General features: G+C 64.4%; 21 protein-coding genes. 7 read left to right on the forward strand and 14 right to left on the reverse strand.

What is annotated here, in order from left to right; all coding sequences use genetic code 11:
* Window positions 1-54: 54 nt before the first annotated feature.
* From AC5WEY_RS06675 to AC5WEY_RS06690, 4 genes are read right to left on the reverse strand one after another with little or no spacing between them, the layout of a single operon-like run.
* Window positions 55-1,086, reverse strand: coding sequence for an ABC transporter ATP-binding protein (locus tag AC5WEY_RS06675; protein WP_495645185.1), 1,032 nt, complete (start codon window positions 1,084-1,086; stop codon window positions 55-57).
* Window positions 1,083-1,871 carry an ABC transporter permease gene (locus AC5WEY_RS06680; RefSeq protein ID WP_495645186.1) on the reverse strand — a complete coding sequence of 263 codons (789 nt, stop codon included), beginning with the start codon at window positions 1,869-1,871 and terminating at the stop codon, window positions 1,083-1,085. The genes AC5WEY_RS06675 and AC5WEY_RS06680 overlap by 4 nt, the downstream gene beginning before the upstream one ends.
* Complete coding sequence (locus AC5WEY_RS06685; protein WP_495645187.1) at window positions 1,868-2,707, reverse strand: ABC transporter permease; 840 nt, start codon at window positions 2,705-2,707, stop codon at window positions 1,868-1,870. Before AC5WEY_RS06685 ends, AC5WEY_RS06680 begins: the two co-directional genes overlap by 4 nt.
* Window positions 2,704-3,939 carry an ABC transporter substrate-binding protein gene (locus AC5WEY_RS06690; RefSeq protein WP_495645188.1) on the reverse strand — a complete coding sequence of 412 codons (1,236 nt, stop codon included), beginning with the start codon at window positions 3,937-3,939 and terminating at the stop codon, window positions 2,704-2,706. The genes AC5WEY_RS06685 and AC5WEY_RS06690 overlap by 4 nt, the downstream gene beginning before the upstream one ends.
* Before the next feature lie 144 nt (window positions 3,940-4,083).
* On the opposite strand from AC5WEY_RS06690, the gene AC5WEY_RS06695 reads away from it, so the two are divergent.
* Window positions 4,084-4,752, forward strand: coding sequence for a TVP38/TMEM64 family protein (locus AC5WEY_RS06695; protein ID WP_495645189.1), 669 nt, complete (start codon window positions 4,084-4,086; stop codon window positions 4,750-4,752).
* Window positions 4,749-5,360: a CDP-alcohol phosphatidyltransferase family protein gene (locus AC5WEY_RS06700; RefSeq protein ID WP_495645190.1), complete on the forward strand. Its 612-nt coding sequence runs from the start codon at window positions 4,749-4,751 to the stop codon at window positions 5,358-5,360. The genes AC5WEY_RS06695 and AC5WEY_RS06700 overlap by 4 nt, the downstream gene beginning before the upstream one ends.
* Here the strand turns inward: AC5WEY_RS06700 and AC5WEY_RS06705 are convergent.
* Window positions 5,332-6,768: a dihydrolipoyl dehydrogenase family protein gene (locus tag AC5WEY_RS06705; protein WP_495645191.1), complete on the reverse strand. Its 1,437-nt coding sequence runs from the start codon at window positions 6,766-6,768 to the stop codon at window positions 5,332-5,334. The two genes, AC5WEY_RS06700 and AC5WEY_RS06705, sit on opposite strands and share 29 nt — an antisense overlap.
* A 61-nt stretch (window positions 6,769-6,829) precedes the next feature.
* Between AC5WEY_RS06705 and AC5WEY_RS06710 the strand changes: the two genes are divergently transcribed.
* Complete coding sequence (locus AC5WEY_RS06710) at window positions 6,830-7,477, forward strand: class I SAM-dependent methyltransferase (RefSeq protein ID WP_495645192.1); 648 nt, start codon at window positions 6,830-6,832, stop codon at window positions 7,475-7,477.
* 103 nt (window positions 7,478-7,580) lie between these two features.
* Here AC5WEY_RS06710 and AC5WEY_RS06715 read toward each other — a convergent pair whose 3' ends face one another.
* Entirely contained in the window at window positions 7,581-8,294 is a 714-nt protein-coding gene (locus tag AC5WEY_RS06715) for a TetR/AcrR family transcriptional regulator (protein WP_495645193.1), read from the reverse strand.
* Between the two features lie 82 nt (window positions 8,295-8,376).
* Here AC5WEY_RS06715 and AC5WEY_RS06720 point away from each other — a divergent pair, with 82 nt between their 5' ends.
* The 4 genes from AC5WEY_RS06720 (at window position 8,377) to AC5WEY_RS06735 (ending at window position 11,340) form a co-directional block, all read left to right on the forward strand.
* Entirely contained in the window at window positions 8,377-9,237 is an 861-nt protein-coding gene (locus AC5WEY_RS06720; RefSeq protein ID WP_495645194.1) for an NmrA family NAD(P)-binding protein, read from the forward strand.
* Between the two features lie 119 nt (window positions 9,238-9,356).
* On the forward strand, window positions 9,357-9,785 hold the full coding sequence (gene arr, locus AC5WEY_RS06725; RefSeq protein ID WP_495645545.1) for an NAD(+)--rifampin ADP-ribosyltransferase: 429 nt from the start codon (window positions 9,357-9,359) through the stop codon (window positions 9,783-9,785).
* A 37-nt stretch (window positions 9,786-9,822) separates the two neighbouring features.
* Window positions 9,823-10,689 carry an alpha/beta hydrolase gene (locus AC5WEY_RS06730; protein ID WP_495645195.1) on the forward strand — a complete coding sequence of 289 codons (867 nt, stop codon included), beginning with the start codon at window positions 9,823-9,825 and terminating at the stop codon, window positions 10,687-10,689.
* A 33-nt stretch (window positions 10,690-10,722) separates the two neighbouring features.
* Window positions 10,723-11,340, forward strand: a complete 618-nt coding sequence (locus tag AC5WEY_RS06735; protein ID WP_495645196.1) for a dihydrofolate reductase family protein — start codon at window positions 10,723-10,725, stop codon at window positions 11,338-11,340.
* Between the two features lie 13 nt (window positions 11,341-11,353).
* Here the strand turns inward: AC5WEY_RS06735 and AC5WEY_RS06740 are convergent, their stop codons facing one another.
* From AC5WEY_RS06740 to AC5WEY_RS06775, 8 genes are all read right to left on the reverse strand, one after another.
* Window positions 11,354-12,076, reverse strand: coding sequence for a mycothiol-dependent nitroreductase Rv2466c family protein (locus AC5WEY_RS06740; RefSeq protein ID WP_495645197.1), 723 nt, complete (start codon window positions 12,074-12,076; stop codon window positions 11,354-11,356).
* Window positions 12,077-12,142: 66 nt separating this feature from the next.
* The gene (locus AC5WEY_RS06745; RefSeq protein WP_495645198.1) at window positions 12,143-12,841 is read right to left on the reverse strand and encodes a response regulator; all 699 of its coding nucleotides are present in this window, start codon (window positions 12,839-12,841) and stop codon (window positions 12,143-12,145) included.
* On the reverse strand, window positions 12,834-15,380 hold the full coding sequence (locus AC5WEY_RS06750; RefSeq protein WP_495645199.1) for a sensor histidine kinase: 2,547 nt from the start codon (window positions 15,378-15,380) through the stop codon (window positions 12,834-12,836). The genes AC5WEY_RS06745 and AC5WEY_RS06750 overlap by 8 nt, the downstream gene beginning before the upstream one ends.
* Window positions 15,381-15,412: 32 nt before the next feature.
* Window positions 15,413-16,051, reverse strand: coding sequence for a potassium-transporting ATPase subunit C (locus AC5WEY_RS06755; protein WP_495645200.1), 639 nt, complete (start codon window positions 16,049-16,051; stop codon window positions 15,413-15,415).
* Window position 16,052: 1 nt separating this feature from the next.
* Window positions 16,053-18,149: a potassium-transporting ATPase subunit KdpB gene (gene kdpB, locus AC5WEY_RS06760; protein ID WP_495645201.1), complete on the reverse strand. Its 2,097-nt coding sequence runs from the start codon at window positions 18,147-18,149 to the stop codon at window positions 16,053-16,055.
* The gene (gene kdpA, locus AC5WEY_RS06765; RefSeq protein ID WP_495645202.1) at window positions 18,146-19,918 is read right to left on the reverse strand and encodes a potassium-transporting ATPase subunit KdpA; all 1,773 of its coding nucleotides are present in this window, start codon (window positions 19,916-19,918) and stop codon (window positions 18,146-18,148) included. Before kdpA ends, kdpB begins: the two co-directional genes overlap by 4 nt.
* A 4-nt stretch (window positions 19,919-19,922) precedes the next feature.
* A complete protein-coding gene (gene kdpF / locus AC5WEY_RS06770) occupies window positions 19,923-20,021 on the reverse strand; it encodes a K(+)-transporting ATPase subunit F (protein WP_082520937.1) in 99 nt (32 codons plus the stop codon).
* Between the two features lie 281 nt (window positions 20,022-20,302).
* The gene (locus tag AC5WEY_RS06775) at window positions 20,303-21,211 is read right to left on the reverse strand and encodes a LysR family transcriptional regulator (protein ID WP_495645203.1); all 909 of its coding nucleotides are present in this window, start codon (window positions 21,209-21,211) and stop codon (window positions 20,303-20,305) included.
* Window positions 21,212-21,245 lie beyond the last annotated feature (34 nt).

A 21,245-nucleotide genomic window follows, 5' to 3' on the forward strand; every position in this document is an offset into this window, starting at 1 on the left:
TTGCCCGAGCGTCGGGATCGGGCACGAGTGATGCCGGCTGCCACATCTTCGAGCTCAACCTGCGACAACAAACCGCGCCCCACCCGGAATCTTCAACCCCACTGCCTCCCCGACCTTTACCGCAGATCCCGCCGCCAACTCGACCTTCACGGTCACCGACCCCACGGTCACATCGGCGATGCTGCGAAATCCGGTAGGCCTCAGGCCCGAAACAACCCCACGAATCCCGTTGTCATCCAAAGTGATCAGCTCATGACGCACCAGCAAAACGGCGGGCCCAGCCGGAGATGAAACCCCCTCGACCTCCAACTCCCCGAGCTCGGAGCGATGCACCCCAACCCCATCCCACTGCCCCTCGATTTCGTTGACCCCGCCCATCAGTCGCGAGACCGCCAGCGTGCTCGGACGCGTGTAGGCGGTCGCGATATCGGAGTGATGCTCCAATCGGCCGTCGATGAGCACCGCCACGGAATCGGCCAGCACGGCCGCTTCCTGTTGATCGTGGGTGACGAGTAGCAGAGTCTGATCCAGCGTCGAGCGCAATTCGCGCACCAGGTCGTGCATCTCGGTGCGCAACACCGGGTCCAGCGCGCTGAAGGGCTCGTCCAACAGCAAGACTCGCGGTGAGCCGGCGAGCGAACGCGCCAATGCCACCCGCTGGGCCTGCCCGCCCGACACCTCGGACACCGCACGATCTCCGATGTCGCCGAGATGGACCAGGTCGAGGTACTCCCGGGCACGTTCGCGCGACCGCTTGCGACTCTCTCCGGCAGCGCGGTAGGCGAAGCCGATGTTGTCGAGTACCGACATGTGCGGGAACAACATCGGACGCTGGAACACCATCCCCACCCCGCGGTTCTCGGCCGCAACGCCGTTCACCTCGTGGCCGTCGATCTGCACCGTGCCCGCGGTGGGGGAATCCAGACCCGCGATGAGCCGTAGCGCAGTGCTCTTGCCCGAGCCCGAGGGTCCGAGAATCGCCGTGCAGGATCCCGGTGGCACGGTGAGATCCAGTGAGTCGAGTGCCGCAACCGATTGATCGGCATGGACTTTCGTGAGGCCGTGGACGGACAGTTCGACGCTCATCGCGCACTCCTACGACGCAACCGGGCCAGCATGAGCACCAATAACAGTGGCGGCACGACGGCGGCGACCGACAGTGCAGCCACCACAGAATCGTTACCGGTCCCGGCAGCGAACGAGGCAACGAGGATGGGCACGGTGACCAGTCTGCCTCCACCGATCAACAAAGTAATCACGTAGTCGCTCCACGCCACGAGGAACGCGAGCAACGCAGCCCCCGCCAACGCCGGAGCCAACAGCGGAATACGAATCCGACGCAGCACCATGGCACTCGACGCACCGAGAGTGCGAGCCTCCTCCTCGTAGCCGATGTCGTACGCTCCGAACGCCACTCGCATCAGATACGTCGTGTATGGGATCGCCGCGACGGTCAGCAGAGCGATCACCGCCACCGTGCTCGGAATGCGCGAGCGCAGCACCAGGACATCGAGCCCCAATGCCACCGCGAACGGGGGCAGGGCCAGTGGTGCGAAGAGAACGCCGGCCACCACAGCGGGGAAACGCACAGTACCGTTCACGAGGGCGCGAGCGGCCAACGCGCCCAAAGGCGTTGCGATAGCGGCGACGGCGAGAGCGAGCAGGGTCGACCGCACGAAAGCATCGACGCCCCCGGCATTGAGGGCACTGCGGACGCCGTCGAATCCCCATTCCTGAGGAACCGAACCGGGAAACGACCAGCGATTGCTGATGGCCCACAGAACAACCGGAATCAGCGGCAGCAAGAACCACAGAACCAGGACGGACCTGCCGACAGATGGGAGGACCTTGTTCACTTCCACCTTGTTCATTTCCACGCTGCCGATCTGCGCAGATAGTGCAGTGCCACTGCGGCCACGACCACCGTCAAAGCGGTGGCGATCGTCGCGGCGGCGGCTGCCTGCGGACGCGTCTGAAGATCGATCGAGGTGAACAGGCGGATGGCCATGACCGACAACGGTTCCGGATACGGTCGGCCCAGAATGCGGGCCACCTCGTACGATCCGACGGTGTAGGCGAACGCGATGGCCGCCGACGCAATCAGCGCGGGGCGCGCCAATGGCAGCGTGACCAGTCGCAGCCGAGCCCATCGGCCTGCGCCCAGGGTCGCGGCCGTCTCGTCAAATGCGGCTACTCGGGTGGCAAGCGTCCCGGCCACGACGACAGCCACGAAAGCCGATTCCTTCCAGGCATATTCGGCGACAACGGCGATCCACCACTTCCCACCGACCATCTCCGGCCAGCCGCCGTCGGTCATGCCGAGAATGCGGGGCAGCATCCCTGAATCTGCCAGCAACAGCGCCATCGCCGCGGCACCGATCAGGTGCGGAACCGTGACGGTCAACCCGGCGGCAACGAGGGCTGCGCGTCCACCCGACAACGCCGTCAGTGCCGCGGCAAGACCGATCGCCGTGGCCAATGCCGTCGAAACAATGGCAATCGACAGCGTCAGCACCACCGAGCGCCACAGATCACCGCCAAGAGCGGAGTACGCGTCGACCGATAGTTCGGGGGTTCCGACCAACGGCATCAGACCCAGGCTCTGCAGCACCACGGTTCCGAGACCGCCGCCGACGACGAGAACAACCAAGACGACGGCGGGGAGGACCGCCGCTGTGCCGCGAAAGCTCCTCGTGGTCGCGCTCACTGACCGGCGAGCACGCTTCGACGCCATCCCTCGTCGAGCGGGGTGACCCACTCCGCGGACAGCTCCGGGTGCGCGTTCGCCGAGATCACCTCGTACGAAGGAACCACCGGCGAGGACGGGAGCTGCTCGAACTGCGCCCTCTCCTCCGGGGTCAGTCGCGCGATGTCCAACGGAGTGAACTGGCCCCACACGTCCGGCGTCGCCTTTGCAAGTTGTTGCTCGGGCGACAACGCGAGATTGGCAACCACCTGCGCCGCGGCCGACTTCCCCGACGTCGACGGAATGGCAAGGAAACTCGCATTCCCGACGGTTCCCTCGTCGAGAGTCAGGACGTGGGTCTCCGGCGGGAAGGTGCCGTCGGCGACGAGTTTCGGAAGGGTTGCGGGGCCATACGTCATGGTCATGTCGACCTGACCGCCGGAATAGAGGGCGTCGAGCTCGGACGAGGACTGCGGATACGTCGTGCCTTCGCGCCAGAGCGACGGCGCGAGCTCGTTCAACTGATCGAACAGTGCTGGGGCCAGGCGATCGTAAGAGTCCTGATCGAACTGAGCGGGCACCTCGTCGACGCCGCCGGACGCATTGATCAGCGCCTCACGTACGAACACCGAGCCGGTGAAGTCCGGGGGAGCGGGGTAGGTGAAGCGGCCGGGGTTGGCCTTCGCCCAGTCGAGCACGCCGTCGAACGTCGTAGGCGGATTCGGGATGGCCGCAGCGTTGTAGACCAGGGTGAATTGAGCTTTGTGCCAGGGTGATTCGCAGTTCTCGACCGGGGTGCCGAAGTCGTCGAGCAGCAGTGGATCCTCGGGATCGGTCAGTTCCATGTTCGGCAGGTTCTGCGTCCAACCGCACAGCCACGCGCCGGCTTGCTTACCGGTACCGAAGTTCGCGCCGTTGACCCACACCAGGTCCACTTCGCCGTCGGTGACCCCGGCCTGCCGCTCGGACAGGATGCGGTTGACGGCGTCGGTAGTCGATTCGACCGGCACGCGGCGCAGCGTGACGCCCGCTTCGGCCGCCGCGGGCGTGAGCACGTCGTCGACGTAGGCGTTGCCCTGCTCGTCGCCGCCGTACATCCACAGCGAGACCGTCTGTCCCTGCGCCTGTTGTTGGATCTCGCTCCACGACTGCGCCTCGGCGATCGGTGCTTCCGAATCCGGCGCAGCGCAGGCGGTGAGCAGCAGTCCTGCGCTCGCTGCAATCGTCACTGCACGCCGTACCGATCGAATCACTGTGGGTCCTCCAGATCAACCGAAGCAGCCGTCGTCGACGCTGCCCTCACCACCGTAATCGGTCGTATGAGACAACCGCTGAACTCGCCGTCACTCCGGCTGTGTGCACAATGGATCCTGACCGTCGGACGAGAGGTACACATCGTGACGCAGGACCGCCCGACGCGTAGTCGCCGCGGCACCACCCTGAAATTGCTCGCGGCTGCCGTGGTCGTCATCGCTCTGGTGATCGTGCTCGGCACCGTCGACCTGCCCGACCCGTCGTTCATCCGTGATCGAGTGGCGTCGGCCGGGCCCTGGGGCATCGCGCTGTTCGTCGTGCTCTACGCCGTCCTGTCGGCCACCCCGTTCCCCGCCAGCACGTTGACCATCGCGTCGGGACTGCTGTTCGGATTGGCGGTGGGCGCAATCGTCGTGGTGTTCGCCGCCACGATGGGGGCCTACCTCGGGTACTGGGGAGCGCGGGCGCTGGGCCGCGGTCAGGTGGCGCGCACGGAATGGGACAGACTCCGCCGGCTCGACGCCATGCTCGGACGACGCGGATTGCTGTCGGTTCTGCTCGTGCGGCTGGTGCCGCTGCCGTTCTCCTTGGTCAACTACGCGGCCGGAGTCAGTGCGGTGGGGCAACGTGACTACGTGGTGGGCACCATGATCGGCATCGTGCCCGCGACCGTCGCCTACACCGCGCTCGGGGCCTACGGGACCTCGCCGCTGTCGTGGCCGTTCGCCATCGCACTGCTCGCGGTGCTGGCGATCGCGGCGGGTTCGGCACTGTTGGCGAGACGCCTGGGACTCACCGGTGCAGCCGAATGATCGACAGTTTCCTGCGGCGCCACCTCGAAGACCCGCTCGATCGCTGTGCCCGTGCCCTCGACCGCCCCGCGATCACCCCGGACCGGATCACCGCCGCTGGACTCGTACTGGGCCTCGGTAGTGCACTGGCAGCGGGCCTGCAGTTCTGGTGGCTCGCGTTGGTGTTGTGGATCGTCTCCAGAATCGCCGACGGTCTGGACGGGCCTCTTGCGCGTCGGCGTTCCAATACGGGCGGTGCCGGCGGATTCTTCGACATCACAGCCGACTTCGTGGTCTACGGCACCACGGTGGTGGGCGTCGCGGTGGGTGCCTCGGCCGCATACGACGCCCCTTGGTGGCCGTTCCTGCTGGTGCTGTTGGCGTACTACATCAACGGGACCGCGTTTCTTGCGTTCTCCTCGATTGCCGAGCGCACCGGTCGCACCATCGACGACGGCCGCTCGCTGTCGTTCCTCGGGGGATTGGCCGAGGGTGCCGAAACCATTGCGGTGCACAGTCTTTGGTTGCTGCTACCTGGAATCTCGTGGCAGATCGCGGTGGTGTGGGCGGCGGTGGTCGCGGTGAGCTCCACCCAGCGGATCATCGCGGGGTATCGCGCTCTCTCCTGATCCACGTGCCGCGCACCGTCGCCAGTGCGGCCGTTGCTCGGGAAATCACCGGAGAACCCAACTGCGCCTTCACGTCCGCGATCGCTGCGTTCCACGGCCCGTCGTTGTACGTCGGATACGGATGGGTGGCCCCTGCGAGATCGCGGGTACGCAGGCCCTGCTCGATGGCGATGATCAGCTCCCCGATTGTCTCGCCCGCTCGCGGACCCACCACGCAGGCCCCGACGATGCGTCGCTTGGCGTCGAGCACCAGCGTCGTGGATCCGTTCGTTGCTCTTTCGGTGACGGCGCGGTCGACGTGGTGGTGGTCGAGGATCTGCAGTCGAAGCCCCCGCTCCTGCGCAGTTCGTACATCGATTCCGGCCGAGGTGATCTCGGGATCGGTGAACGTCACCCGCGGCGTCCCCGTCGTGCTCACCTTTCGGTTCAGGCCCAGCGCCGCGTTGCTCGCGGCCAGGCTGCCGTGCACGCCGGCGGTGTGCGTGAACTGCGGGTGACCGGTGAGATCTCCCGCCGCCCAGATGCGGGGATTGGTGGTCCGCAGATTCTCGTCGACCTGCACGAATCCGTTGTCGTCCAACGTTACTCCGGCAGTGTCCAAGCCGAGTGTCGCGGTGCGCGGAGTCCGTCCGGTGGCGATCAGCACCCGGTCGAATTCGATGTCTACGCCCGTGTCGGTCATGGCTGAGCCGTTGTCGATGCGCACGACCGCGGTAGAGGTCAGCACCCGCACGCCCTCGTCTGTCAGTGCCTGCGTGAGAATCGACGAGGCCTCAGTGTGCTCACGGGGCAGAATCGTCGCCGACCGTCCCACCAGAGTCACGTCCGCACCGAGGCGCGAAAATGCTTGCGCCATTTCGCAACCCACCGAGCCAGCACCGACGATCAGCAGTCTGTGCGGCATGTCCTTCAGATCCCACAGGGTATCGCTGGTCAGGTAGTCCACGCGCTCGATGCCGTCGATCGCCGGCACCGTGGGATGCGCGCCGGTGGTTACGATCGCCTGACCGAAGTGGAGTATCCGCGTACCGACGCTCACCGTGTTCGGCCCGGTGAAGACGGCGTCGCCGTGGATCACATGGACTCCTGCCTCGGTGAGAGCCTCCGGTGAATCGATCGGTGCGATCTCGGCGATCGCGCCGTGCACGTGCTGCATCACGCGCACGAAATCCACGATCGGTGGCTGGGTGACGATGCCGAACCCGGACGCGGATCGGACCGTCTGCGCCACCGAAGCCGCCGCGAGCAGCGCTTTGGACGGCACACATCCGGTCCACAGGCAATCGCCGCCGGTGCGGTCCCGCTCGATCAATACGACGCGAACGCCGAAGCCGGCGGCGGTCTTCGCGGCCACGATGCCCGCAGTGCCGCCGCCCACCACAACTACGTCTGCACGGTTCTCGGGCACACTCGAAGACGAACGACGGATTCCCATAACCCGATTGTGCCCTGCCCCGAATGGACCGAGAATGAGACGACCGACCAAGTACACCCTCTCGGCGCGCCTGTACGACGTGATCTCCTTCGAATGGCCGGTGTATCGCGCCGGCCGGGAGGCGGCGTTCGAGCTGCTGAATCTGCCTAGCGGAAGCCATGTTCTGGATCTCGGCTGCGGGACGGGACTGAACTTCGCCGGGTTGCAGCGGATGATCGGCCCGACCGGTTCGATCACCGGAATCGACGCCAGCCCGCAGATGCTCGAACAGGCCCGACGGCGAGCCGACCGGTCCGGCTGGAACAACGTCACGCTCGTCGCCGCCGACGCCACCGCCCTGACATCGGCGGATCTGGGTGAGACCCCGTTCGATGCGGCCCTGAGCACCTACGCGCTCTCACTGATGACGCCGTGGCAGGCGGCCCTCGAATCGATGATCGCGGCTACGCGAGTGGGCGGCGTTGTGGCCGTCGTCGACATGCAGCGGCCCGTCGGACGAGCGGCTGCGTGGACCCCGCTTGCGAAGCTTGCGTGTCGACTGGGTGGTTCGGACATCGAGGCGCATCCGTGGACGGCGATGACTCCACGACTCCAGCCGCTGAACTCCGCTTCGGTGCGGGGCGGGCACATCCAGGTACGTGTCGGGACTGTCGGCTCCCACCCTGCAGGGCGGAGCTCGTGAACGGTGTCGTCGAACGGCTCGACGGCATGCGAGGTCGGCCTCGACCCGCAGGGTGAGCCCGTAAGCGTCCCGAGCTCCCCATCGGCGCGCATCGGATGCATCGTCACCCGGATATTCGATCGAGCCATTCTGCCAACAACTGCCGCTCCGAAATGCTCAGTACGTCGATGTCTGAAATCGAGGCCCGCAGGGTAATTGCTGCACCGTGCACAGAGCTCTCGGGATACCGAGGTGTGTCGATCACTATGTGGCGCATGACTGCATCGAACAGCTCGTCGGCGACTCCGAGGTCGCGTCGATCGTGCGGTGTTCCAAGAATGGTCAAGACTGCACCAGTGCCAGCGGCATGAATCAGCTCCACCGCGCGCTGCTCGGTGACCCGAAGGCGGCCGGTGCGAGCTATCCGATGAACCCGTGTCGCGAGAATGGCTGCGCCTTCCCGAACCGCTGGAGAATCGGGCGCTCTAGCAGGGTCGCTGAGTAGAACGAACAAGGTGGGGTTGGCGATTCCGAACTCGATCTGTGCGCGCCATCCGGTTCTCAGATCCTCCACGGGGTCACCGTTCTCGACGAGCTCGTTGCCGACGATCTCGGATTTGGTGGACACATAGGTGGCCATCACATGTTCGGCAACGGCGTCGAGCAGACCGTTCTTGTCCCCGAACAATCGGTAGATGGCCGGTGCCTGAACTCCGGCCGACTCGGCAACGCCGCGAGTGGTCACCGCCCCCGGGCCGTTTTCCTGAAGAAGCCGAGCTGCGGCATCGACGATTCGTCGACGTGTGGTGTCCCTGGTGCTCGTCGGCGAATCCTTCACGTATCGACGATAACGCACTGTTGCTATCAATGTGTTTCCGATGATACCGTCAGGGTAATTCCATCGATAACAGGAGGCCGTCATGATCGTCATAACCGGAGCTACCGGTGCATTGAACGGTGCCACCGTCGACCATCTACTCGAACTCGTTCCCCCCTCGGAGATCGTCGTCGCAGTTCGAGATACGGCCCGAGCGCAACGTTTCGCGGACCGAGGGTTGCAGGTGCGTCGAGGCGATTACGCGGTCCCGGACTCACTGACGACGGCCTTCACCGGGGCAGACCAGGTGTTGCTCGTCTCGTCCAGTGACCCCGGGGCCGACGCGATCGCGTTGCATCGCAACGCGATCGACGCAGCGGTTGCCTCCGGTGTCGGACGTATTCTCTATACGAGTCATCAGGGCGCGGGGCTCGACAGTCCGTTCAAGCCTGCGCGCGATCATGCTGCGACCGAGCAGATGTTGGCCGACAGCGGTGTGGCGTGGACGTCGTTACGCAACGGCTTCTACGCACACAGCCTCGAATTCGTCATGGGCGATTGGCGCGAGACCGGCGTTGTATCCATACCCGTGGACGGCCCTGTTTCGTGGACCGACAGAGCAGATTCGGCGGAAGCTGCTGCCGCGATACTCACGTCGGATGGTGCATACGAGGGCCCCACGGTGTTGACGGCCCGCGATGCCCCGACAATGACCGAGGTAGCGGCCATTGCGTCGAAAGTCGTGGGTAGAGAGATCGAGGTATCGATCGTGGGTGAGGAGCAGTGGATCGCCCATCGCGTGGCTGCAGGAGCCAACGAGTTCATGGCTCGCTTCACCCTTGGCATCTTTCTCGCCGCCCACGACGGCCGATTCGCCGGTACCGACCCGCTGTTGGGCGAACTGCTCGGTCGCGAACCACGAACTACGCGTGACTTTCTCGTGTCGAGTGAACGCGCGACGTGACATGGCCGTGCCCGCCACCGTTGCCTTCAGTTTATCGCTGGGATGGGGGCTTGCGGCAAGGCCCCATCGCTGGTGCACACTCTTCCGGCTACCGACACGGAGGAGTTTCTATGGCAGACATGGCCGATACACCGGAACGATTTCGCGTGCACGAGTCCGGTGCCTACTTTCATGGCACGAAGGCCGATCTCGAACCTGGTGACTTCTTGATTCCCGGTTACCGCTCCAATTACCGTCCCGACCACATCTCGAACTTCATCTACATGACCAAGGTGCTGGACGGTGCCGTACTGGCGGCCGAGATGGCCGTCGGCGAAGGGCGTCCTAGGGTCTACATCGTGCAGCCGACCGGCAGTGTCGAGGACGATCCGAACGTGACGGACAAGAAGTTCCCCGGCAACCCGACCCACTCGTATCGCAGCGCGGAACCGGTGCGGATCGTCGAGGAGATGACCGACTGGGTCGGTCATTCGCCCGAATACCTGGAGCGATTCCGAGACGGCCTGGAGAAGTTGAGACAGACGGGAACCGCGGTTCTCTACGACTAGCCGGTGAGTTTTGGCGCGGACCGAGGTCCACCCCAGCATGACGACACAGACAGTTTCCGTTCCCGGTGCGACTCTCACCTATGACGTGATCGGCGAGCTCGAGCCAGGGGTCACCCCTGTGGTCCTGATCGGCTCGCCGATGGATGCCAGCGGGTTCGGGACGTTGGCATCGCACTTCCGCGACCGCGTGGTCGTCACGTACGACCCGAGAAATGTCGGACGTAGTCGACGCGACGACGCGATTGCCGCAGTCACCTTCGGCGAACATGCCGACGACCTGCACGCCGTGCTCAACGCCGTCGGCCATGGTCCGGTCGACGTGTTCGCCTCGAGCGGGGGTGCGGTCAATGCGCTGGTGCTCGTCGGCAAGTACCCGTCCGATATTCGGACGTTGGTGGCCCACGAACCACCCGCCGGAGGCACTCTGCCGGACCGCGAGAACATTTCGACAGTGTGCACAAACATGGTGGCCACCTACGACGCTCACGGCCGGGGACCGGCCATGGCCCAGTTCATGTCGCTGCTGATGCATGCAGGCCCGATCGACGACGCGTTCTTCGCTCGCCCGGCACCGGACCCGGCACAGTTCGGGCTCCCGACCGAGGACGACGGCACCCGCGACGACGCCCTGATGTCCAACATGCGCGGGGGAGGCGTCGACTTCGCACCGGACGTCGATGCGCTACGTGCAGCACCCACCACCGTGGTGATCGGCGTAGGGAAAGAATCCGGCGGTCCCGAGGACGGTCACATCGCGGCTCGCGCAGCGTATTCGACTGCAACGCTCCTCGGATCGGAGCCGATCGTCTTTCCCGGCGGCCACTCGGGCTTCCTCGGTGGCGAATTCGGTCAGACGGGAAAGCCGACAGAATTTGCCGAGACATTGCGGAAAGTGTTGAGCTGAAATATTTTTCGCCCTACCGAATCAGGAGCAATCATGGGCCTCATCACGTTGGAGCTGTTCGCCACCCTCGACCTCGTCGCGCAATCACCCGGAAGCCCCGAGGAAGATCCCGAAAACTTTTCCTACGGCGGCTGGCAGGCGCCGCTGCTCGACGAGATTTCCGGGGCACAAGTCGACGCTGCATACGAGGGCACAGATGCGCTCCTGCTCGGGCGACGCACCTACGACATCTTTGCCGCGTACTGGCCGAACCAAAAAGGCTCGTTCGCAACGTTGTTCAACGCGATCCCAAAATACGTGGCCTCGCGCGGCACACCCGATCTGCTCTGGGACGGCTCGACCCAACTCGGACCGGACCTGGTCGATGCGGTGCGTGAGATCCGAGAGAGGCATGACCACATCAAGGTGGTCGGAAGTCTCGATCTGGTTCAGACTCTGTTGCGCGACAAGCTCTTCGATCGACTGGATCTATGGGTCCACCCCATCCTTCTCGGAGTGGGCAAGCGAGTGTTCGCCGACGGCACCGTGCCCAGCAACCTGACGCTGCTCGAGCCACCGGCCGTCGACGGCAAAGGCACCGTGTACCTGCGTTACGCCCTCGACGCCGGAACACCGGGCGTCGGCAACATGGACGACGTGCTGGGCGACTGATGCGGCCGAAGTCTCACTTCTTCTGGCGTCGGCTCCCGGCGTGCCAATCCTGTTGCACGCCCGCCTCGTCCTCCTGAACCCCGAGTGCTTTCAGCTGGGGGAGTTCACGCAGGCTGCGCTTCATCTCGGCGAATCCGGGGAATCGAGCGAGTCCGATCACGTTGTCCCACAGCGCTACTGCTTCCTCATCACTGGGCAGCCTGCTGATCACCGGACCGAAGAACGCGACACCGTCCGGCGGCTCGAAGGCGATGATGGGGGTGCCGACGTCCTTGCCGGTGAGCGACAGCGCATGATCGGTTTCGGCTTGGATCTCCTCGTCGAAGGACGAATCGTCCAATGCTGCAGTGTGACTAGTGGGTAGCCCAAGTTTTTCGAGGATCGGCCCCAGGAACTCTGCGGTGCCGCGATGTCCGTGGCTCTTCGCGTCATCGGGCACCACCTCGGTGTCGAAGATGTGGGTTCCGAGGGCCTGATACAGCGGCCCGACGTCGTCCGACCCATGCTCACGACGAACAGAGGCAGCGGCTCGCAACAGTCGTAGACCCGCGGTGTGCCCGGCCTCGTACTCGGGTGGAAAGTACGCGTCGTAGTCGATGTGAGAATTGAGAAGGCGCAACGAAATGAACCGCCAGTCGACGGTGTACTCGCGCTGGGCTTGGACCTTGCGGACCCACTTGCTCGTCATCCAGGCGAACGGGCACACCGGATCGAAATAGAAATCGATATCGGCCATCGAGTGAACGCTCCTTCTCGGGACGGAAAGTCTGGCCCCTCGACGGTATACGCCAGGAGCATCGGTTCACTCCACGAGTCGGTACCCCATACCCGTCTCGGTGATGAGATGCCGAGGCTTTCCCGGGTCGACTTCGAGCTTGCGTCGAAGCTGGGACATGTAGATCCTCAGATAGTTGGAACCGTGATCGTGCCCGGGACCCCACACCGTTCTGAGTAGTTCCTTCTGCCCCACCAGCTTGCCTGCATTGCGGGCCAGCATCTCGAGGACGCCCCATTCGGTGCGCGTGAGATGCACGATCTCGCCATCTCTGGTCACCGTCTTGGAGGCCAGATCGATCGTGAAGGACGAGGTGGTCACGAGCGGGTCCGCAGAGGACGTCCTCGTGGCTCGTCTGCGGACGGCGACCCGTAGCCGGGCCAGAAATTCGTCCATCCCGAACGGTTTGGTGATGTAGTCGTCGGCACCGGCGTCGAGGGCTTCGATCTTATCGCCGCTGTCGGTGCGGGCGGACAGCACGATCACCGGAATCTCGCTCCATCCTCGCAACCCGGCGAGCACGTCCAAGCCGCCGATATCGGGCAGTCCGAGGTCGAGAATCACGACATCGGGGTGCTCGGACGCAATGGCGCGTAGAGCGCCCGTACCCGTGGACGCAGTGACGACGTGGTACCCGCGGGCGGCGAGGTTGATACGCAGTGCGCGCACGATCTGCGGTTCGTCGTCGACGACCAGAACCTTGATCGCGGAACGGGATTCACCCATGGGTCTGCTCGGAGAAGTCGACTCCGGCAGTCGATTCCGCTCGGGCCAATTCGACGGTCATGGTCACCCCGCCACCTGCAGTGTCGGACACCGCCACCGAGCCTCCCATGGCTTCGACGAACCCACGCACAACGGAGAGTCCGAGCCCGACGCCCGTGGTGTTGTCGCGGTCGCCCGATCGTTGGAAGGACTCGAACACAGCCTCTTCGCTTCCGGGAGCGATTCCTGGGCCGCTGTCGGCAACGGTGATTACCGCCCGGTCGCCGATGTAGGCGGCCCCGACCCGCACGGGCGATCCGGGTGCGTGTCGCAGCGCGTTGTCGATCAGATTCGCCAGCACGCGCTCGAGCAGACCTGCGTCGGCGGAGACAGCGACGTCGTCGACATCGACGATGACGAGTTCGCGACCCATGTGCGTTCCGACGAGCGCTGCATCCACAGTGTCCTCGACGTACACGATGGACCGGCTCGGCTGGATGACCCCCGCAGCCAACCGCGAGGAATCGAGTAGGTTGCCCACCAGACCGGTGAGCTGGTCGGTCGATTCTTCGATGGTCGCCAACAGCTCTGCGGTGTCCTCGGCAGAGAATTCGACATCGGTCGCGCGCAGACTCGACACCGCAGCCTTGACCGCCGCGAGCGGTGTTCGTAGGTCGTGGCTGACGGCAGAGAGCAAAGAACGCCGAAGACGGTCGGCTTCCTTCAGTCCTGCTGCGGCGCTGGCCTCCTGGGCGAGTTCGGTCTGCCTGATAAGGCCCATGGCCTGGTTGGCTACGGCGCTGAGCACACGTCGATCGTGCGCGCCGGTCTTGGTCCCGGACAGCAGCAACGTGAAGGAACCGTCGGGGGTGTCGATCGCGGTGTCGGCGTCATCGGGCACGGCGGGTGGGGAATCACCGACAGATTCGACGATCACACCGGCACCTCTGATGATCGAGACCGCGCGCTGGGAGTACGTCTCCCGGACTCGCTCCAACAGCGTTCGAATGTCGCCGCCCCGCAGCACCGTTCCGGCGAACAACGTCAGGAGCTCGGCTTCCTGCGACGCTCGCCGAGCTTCGCGGGTGCGTCGGGCGGCCGCGTCGACGAGAAATGCCACTGCGACCGCCACGATGAGCAGCACCACCGCGGTGACGAAGTTGTCGGGTTCGGCGATGGTGAAGCTGTACCGCGGGTCGGTGAAGAAGTAGTTCAGCAACAATCCTGCGATCAACGCCGACAGGGCCGCGGGCACAACACCGCCCAGGAGCGCAACGGCAAGTACCACCACGAAGAACAGGGCGCTCTCGCCGCCGAGAGCGAGATACGGATCCACCAACAGCATCGCCATCGCAGAGACGACGGGCACGACCACAGAAGCTGCCCAGGACAGAATTCGTCGGTGCTTCGGGTTGGGCGGAATCAGCCGGGTCAACCGAAAACCTCGGCTGACCTGGTTGTGGGTGACCATGTGCACATCGATCTTGCCCGAGTTCTGAATGACCGCAGCGCCGATACCTTCGTCAAGTATTCGGGCCCAGCGAGACCGCCGTGATGTCCCGATGACGAGCTGGGTTGCGTTGGCCCCCCGTGCGAAGTCGAGCAGCGTGGTCGGCACGTCGTCACCGACGACGCTGTGCATACTTGCGCCGAGACTCGCAGCGAGTACCCGGACTTTCCCCATCTGCGGTGCCGAGACGCCGGTGAGGCCGTCACCGCGGATCACGTGCAGCACCATCAGTTCTGCGCTGGACCGCGAGGCGATCCGGCTTGCGCGACGCAACAGGGTCTCGGACTCCGGACCACCGGTCACCGAGACGACAACACGCTCACGTGCCTCCCACGTGTCGGTGATGTCATGTGTACTCCGGTATTTGGCCAACGCAGCGTCGACCTGATCGGCGATCCACAACAATGACAGTTCGCGCAGGGCAGTCAGATTTCCTTGACGGAAATAGTTGCTCAGCGCTGCGTCGACCTTCTCGGCTGCATAGATATTTCCGTGGGAGAGTCTGCGGCGCAGCGCTTCTGGAGCCACGTCGACCAATTCTATCTGTTCCGCTGCCCGCACCACCGAATCCGGAACGGTTTCTCGTTGCGGCACACCGGTGATCTGCTCGACGACATCGTTGAGACTCTCCAGATGCTGCACATTCAGGGTCGAGACCACATCGATTCCCGCTGCCAGCAATTCCTCGACGTCCTGCCAGCGCTTCTCGTGAGCGCTACCCGGGGTGTTGGTGTGGGCGAGTTCGTCCACGAGCACCAGCGATGGCTCGCGCTCGATGATGGCTTCGACATCGAGTTCCTGAGCGATCGATCCGCGGTAGTGAACTATCCGCGGAGGAACCAGTTCGATGCCGTCCAGCAATGCGGCGGTGCGGGCGCGGCCGTGGGTTTCCACCACGCCCGCGACCACATCGCATCCACGTTCTTGCCGACGGTGCGCTTCACCGAGCATCGCGAACGTCTTACCGACCCCCGGCGCGGCCCCGAGATAGATGCGCAGTTCACCGCGATCGAGTCCGCCGGACCCCCGCTTGCCGGTCTTTTTTCCCATGTCGTCTACCTGCTGCCCTGGACCGTCGAGGCTCAGCTCGTACCGCATCCCGGAGACGTCAGACCGAGAGCGACATTGAGTTCCGGCACGTTCACGGTCTCGCTACCGAGGAAACCGAGCTGCCTGCCGTCGGTGTGTTCGGCGACCAGAGCGGTCACTGCATCGACGCTCATGTTGTTGACCTCCGCGACGCGTTGGATCTGAATCGCCGCGTAGGCGGGGCTGATATCGGGGTCGATACCCGAGCCGGATCCGGTGACCGCATCCACCGGCACAGCGGCCGGGTCGACGCCTTCACGCTCGGCGATGACTGCACGACGTTGCTCGATGAATGCCGCCAGAGCTTCGCTACTGGGGCCCTGGTTGGTCGGCAACGACGCGGCCGGGTCGCTCGGGGCAAAGGCATCCTCGTCGGAGATGGACCCGGTAACTCGGTTGTGGAAGAACGGATCCGGCGTTCCCTCTTCGACCTGCGGGTCGACGCCGATCAGACTGCTCCCGACGACGCACCCGTTCCCGTCACGCAGCGGCGACCCTTCGGCAGAGCTGGATCCGATGCGGCTCACCGCCCATACCGCCGCTGGATACCCGATACCGACGATGACCGTCAGAGCCAGCAATACGGACAGTCCAGCCACGATCTGACCGAGAAATCTTTGTACGAAACGCATGTCAGCCTATCCCTGGGATGAAACGAACGACGAGGTCGATGAGCCAGATCCCGATGAACGGGGTGATGACGCCGCCCACTCCGTAGAGCAGCAGATTGCGGCGCAGCAGTGTCGACGCGCTCGACGGGACATAACGAACACCTTTGAGCGCCAGCGGAATCAGTCCGATGATCACCAGAGCGTTGAAGATGACCGCGGACAGGATCGCCGATTCGGGAGTGGCGAGACGCATGATGTTGAGGGCACCGAGTTGGGGATAGACGACGCTGAACATCGCCGGCAGAATCGCGAAGTACTTCGCGAGGTCGTTCGCGAGAGAGAAGGTCGTCAACGCGCCACGGGTGATCAACAACTGCTTGCCGATCTCGACGACCTCGATCAACTTGGTCGGATCGGAATCGAGATCCACCATGTTGCCGGCCTCTTTCGCTGCCGACGTGCCGGTGTTCATTGCGACGCCCACGTCGGCCTGCGCCAGAGCGGGAGCGTCGTTGGTGCCGTCGCCCGTCATCGCGACCAGGCGGCCGCCTTCCTGCTCCTTGCGGATCAACGCAAGCTTGTCCTCGGGTGTGGCCTCGGCGAGGAAGTCGTCGACACCTGCCTCGGCTGCAATGGCTTTCGCCGTCCGCGGATTGTCGCCGGTGACCATGACGGTCCTGATGCCCATGGCCCGCAACTGAGCGAATCGTTCCGCGATGTGGGGTTTGACCACATCGGAGAGTTCGATGACACCGAGTGCGCGCGCGGGGCCGCCCTGGGGTGCAGTGGCGACCACCAGTGGCGTGCCGCCCATCTCGGCGATGCTGTTCGAGATGTCGTCGATCTCCACGGCGATCGAGGGACCGCCGTTGCTGCGGACCCATGCCAGCACCGAATCCGAGGCACCCTTACGAACCTGAGTGCCGTCGAGATCGATTCCGCTCATTCGGGTTTGAGCGGTGAAGGCGACGAACTCACCGGTCTTCTCGGTGTCCGTGGCGTGCAGGGGCAACGAGTATTCGACTCCGCACAGATCGACGATGCTGCGGCCTTCGGGCGTGCCGTCGGCGAGGGAGGACAACCGTGCTGCTGCGGCGAGTTCGCCTGCCGTCGTGCCGGGTGCGGGATGCAGCCCGGTGGCGCGACGGTTGCCGAAGGTGATCGTGCCGGTCTTGTCCATCAGGAGCGTGTCGATGTCGCCTGCAGCCTCGACAGCGCGGCCTGACATCGCCAGGACGTTGCGCTGAACCAGTCGGTCCATACCGGCAATTCCGATGGCGGACAACAACGCTCCGATGGTCGTCGGAATCAGACATACCAGCAGCGCGATCAGTTTGATCGGGTCCTGCTCCTCGCCGCCGTACGCGCCCATCGGTCCGATCGCGACAACGGCCAGCATGAAGATGATCGTCAGCGACGCCAGCAGGATGTTCAGAGCGATCTCGTTCGGTGTCTTCTGGCGCGATGCACCCTCGACGAGGGCAATCATGCGGTCGACGAAAGTCTGGCCCTGAGCCGCGGTGATCCGTACGACGATCTCGTCGGAGAGCACTCCGGTGCCGCCGGTCACCGCGGAACGGTCACCGCCCGATTCGCGGACGACCGGTGCAGATTCGCCGGTGATGGCCGACTCATCAACGCTCGCAATGCCTTCGATGACATCGCCGTCTCCCGGAATGATCTCGCCGGCGGAGACGACGACCTCGTCACCGACCTTCAATTCGGTGCCGGGAACCTCTTCGATGGTCCCGCTCGGCGTCCGACGGCGCGCGACCGTGTCTCGCTTGACCGCACGCAGGCTCGCGGCCTGGGCCTTGCCTCGGCCCTCGGCCACCGACTCGGCAAGGTTGGCGAACAACAACGTGAACCACAGCCACGCCGCCACGAGCCAGGAGAACACCGACGGATCGAGGATTGCGAGCACGGTGGTGACGACGGAGCCGATCAGCACCACGAACATGACCGGGTTGCGGGCCAGATGCCGTGGGTCGAGTTTGGCGAACGCGGACGGCAGTGACGTCCACATCTGCCGGGGACTGAAGTACCCGGATCGGACCGGGGTGGGGGAGTCGTCGACGTCGGTTTCGTCGTCGACGAGCCTGGATGAGGTGACGGTCATTGCAGTGCCTCTGCGATCGGGCCCAAAGCCAGGGCCGGGAAGAATGTCAGTGCCGCAACGAGAACGGCGGTTCCGAGTACCAGTCCGGTGAAGAGCGGTCCGGTCGTGGGAAGAGTGCCGGGGTTCGGAGCGGTGCGCTTGGATGTGGCGAGCGAACCGGCCAGTGCCAGTACGAAGATGATCGGCAGGAAGCGTCCGAGCAGCATCGCGATACCCAATGAGGTCTGGAACCAGTCGCTGGTGACGGTCAACCCGCCGAACGCGCTGCCGTTGTTGTTCGAGGCGGAGGCGTAGGCGTAGAGGACCTCGGTGAATCCGTGTATCGATCCTGGCGTACCGGGGTCACCCGAGTTGCCCTGGAAGCCGCTGGTGGAGGACAGGATCACGGTGATCGAGGTGCCGATCAGAACCAACGCGGGCATCACGAGTACCGACAGTGCGGCGAGGGTGATCTGGCGCTGCCCGATCTTCTTGCCGAGGTACTCGGGCGTACGGCCGACGAGGAGTCCACCCACGAACACCGCGATGATCGCGAGCACGAGCAGTCCGTACAGACCGGTTCCGACACCGCCGGGGGCGATTTCGCCGAAGAGCATGTTGAGCAGGACGGCTCCGCCGCCGAGTGGGGACATGCTGTCGTGCGCGGAATTGACTGCGCCGGTGGATGTTCCCGTTGTCGCGACGGCGAAGAGAGTGGAGCCGGGGATGCCGAACCGAACTTCCTTGCCCTCCATCATCGAACCTGCGGCCTGGGCTGCGACGCCTCGCGCACCGGACTCCGCGACGGCAGCGACAGTGAGGAGCGATGCGAACAGCGTTGCCATGACCGCCAGCAGGGTCAGACCTTGACGACGGTCGCCGACCATCGTGCCGAACGTGCGGGTCAGTGCTACCGGGATGAGCAGGATCGAGATTATTTCGACGACGTTCGACAACGGGGTCGGGTTCTCGAACGGGTGCGCAGAGTTCGCGCCGAGGATTCCGCCACCGTTGGTGCCCAGTTCCTTGATCGCTTCCTGTGACGCGACAGGAGCCAATGCATTCGAGACGGACGACCCGTCGAGCCCGGTCGAGGCGAATCCGGTGTCGAAGGACTGAATTACGCCTTGCGTCAACAGGATCAGTGCAATGACGAATGACATCGGCAGAAGGATTCGGATGACGCCGCGGACGAGATCGACCCAGAAGTTCCCGATCTCACCGCCGGCCCGCACTCGGACGAAGCCTCGGATGACGGCGATTGCGACCGCGATGCCGACGGCTGCGGAAACGAAGTTCTGCACCGCCAAGCCCAGCGGCTGCGTCAAGTTCGACATCGTCGTCTCGGGTGTGTACGACTGCCAGTTGGTGTTCGAGACGAAGGAGATCGCAGTGTTGAACGCGACCGACGGGCTTACTCCCGACAGTCCTCCGTTCAGTGGGAGTACACCCTGAACTCGTTGCAGCACATAGAGAAAGAGGACACTCGCAGCGGAGAAACCGAGGAGCGAGAGCGCGTACCCAACCCAGGTCTGTTGCGAGCGTGGGTCGATGCGGCACAGGCGGTAGATCAGTTTCTCGATACGAAGATCTGCCCATACGGTCGTGCCACCGCGGGTGCGCTGCAGGGTGGCTGTACTCCCTGCGGCACCGAGGCTCTCCGCTGTTGTGTCGACATCATGCTCGGTGGCAAAGACTTTCGCCATGTAGTCACCGAGGGGTACGTACGCGATCGCCAGAACGACGACGACCACGAGGATCTGGAGCGATGCTGCCAGAGCTGCAGTCATGTTCTCAGAACCTCTCCGGGTCGAGCAGAGCGACGAACAGGTAGACGACCACCGCGGCGGCGATCACCACGAGTACGACGTTGACGATTCCGTCGAGCGTCATTTCGTCTTCGCCTTTGCACTGGCAGTGGTCGCCAACGCTCGCAGAACCAGTGCACATGCACCGAATCCCGCGGCCGTGACGAGGAGATAACCCAAATCAGCCATGAACGTTCGAGCCTCTTCGAAATAGTGCGGTCCAACGCATCATCAGCGCTGGTCGGAGGGTCTATGACTCTCCGGTCACCGATATGTTTACGCCGTTGAAATCGGCCCGAAGACGATCCTTACGGTTCCTTTACGGCCGGGAATTCAGTCATGACACAAATATGACGCGGCCTTCTGTCAGCTCTCTCCCAGCAGAGCCGAGCGCTGCTCGGTCACGACCGCGCGGATCGCGTCGACCACCGCCGATACTTCCGGTCGTCGCAGGGTTTCGGTGCGGGTGACGAGCCAGTAGGTCAGTTTCACGGCGATGGCGTCGGGCAGGATTCGGTGGAGGTCGGGGTGACGGTCGGCCATGAAACACGGCAGCAGTCCGATTCCGGCCGACGCCCGCGTTGCTTCGACGTGGACGAAGACGTTGGTCGAGGTCACCGATTCGCGCATCGTGGGGGTGAAGTTGGGGGCCAGATCGAGATCGTCGACGTGCAGCATCGAGTCGATGAAGTAGATGAACGGGTGTGCGGAGAGGTCGGCCGGCACCTGTGGCGTTCCGTGTTCCTTCAGATACTCCGCTGATGCGTAGAGACCGAGCAGATAGTCCCCGAGCCGGATCGCCTCCGCGCGGTGCACCTGCGGTTGGCCGACGACGATCTCGATGTCCAGCCCGGATCGCTGCTGCGACGCCCGTCTGGTGACGGCCACAATCTCCACCGACACTCGGGGGTGGGTGCGTTGCACTCGGGCCGCGGCGGGGGCGGCAATGTAGGCGCTGAATCCGTCGGTGGCCGAGATGCGCACGACGCCTTCCAGTGCGGCTGCGTCCGTGGAGACCAAGGTGCGCAGCGCATCCTCGACGGCTTCGGCGGCCGACAGGGCCCCGCGGCCCAGTTGCGTCAGCTCCCAGCCACCGGCGGCGCGGGTGAGGACTCGGCCGCCGAGGGTGTCTTCGAGTGCGGCGATGCGTCGGGAAATGGTCGTGTGGTTGATGCCCAGGTCGTCGGCTGCGGAGCTGTATCGACCGGTCCGACTCACGGCGAGCAGCACCAGTAGGTCGTCTGCACTGGGGATCTTCGCGCCACCGCGGGTCATGTGTGCAGTTTTGCAGATCCGACCTGCGTTCATG

This window comes from Rhodococcoides sp. S146-33 (genome assembly GCF_059489205.1).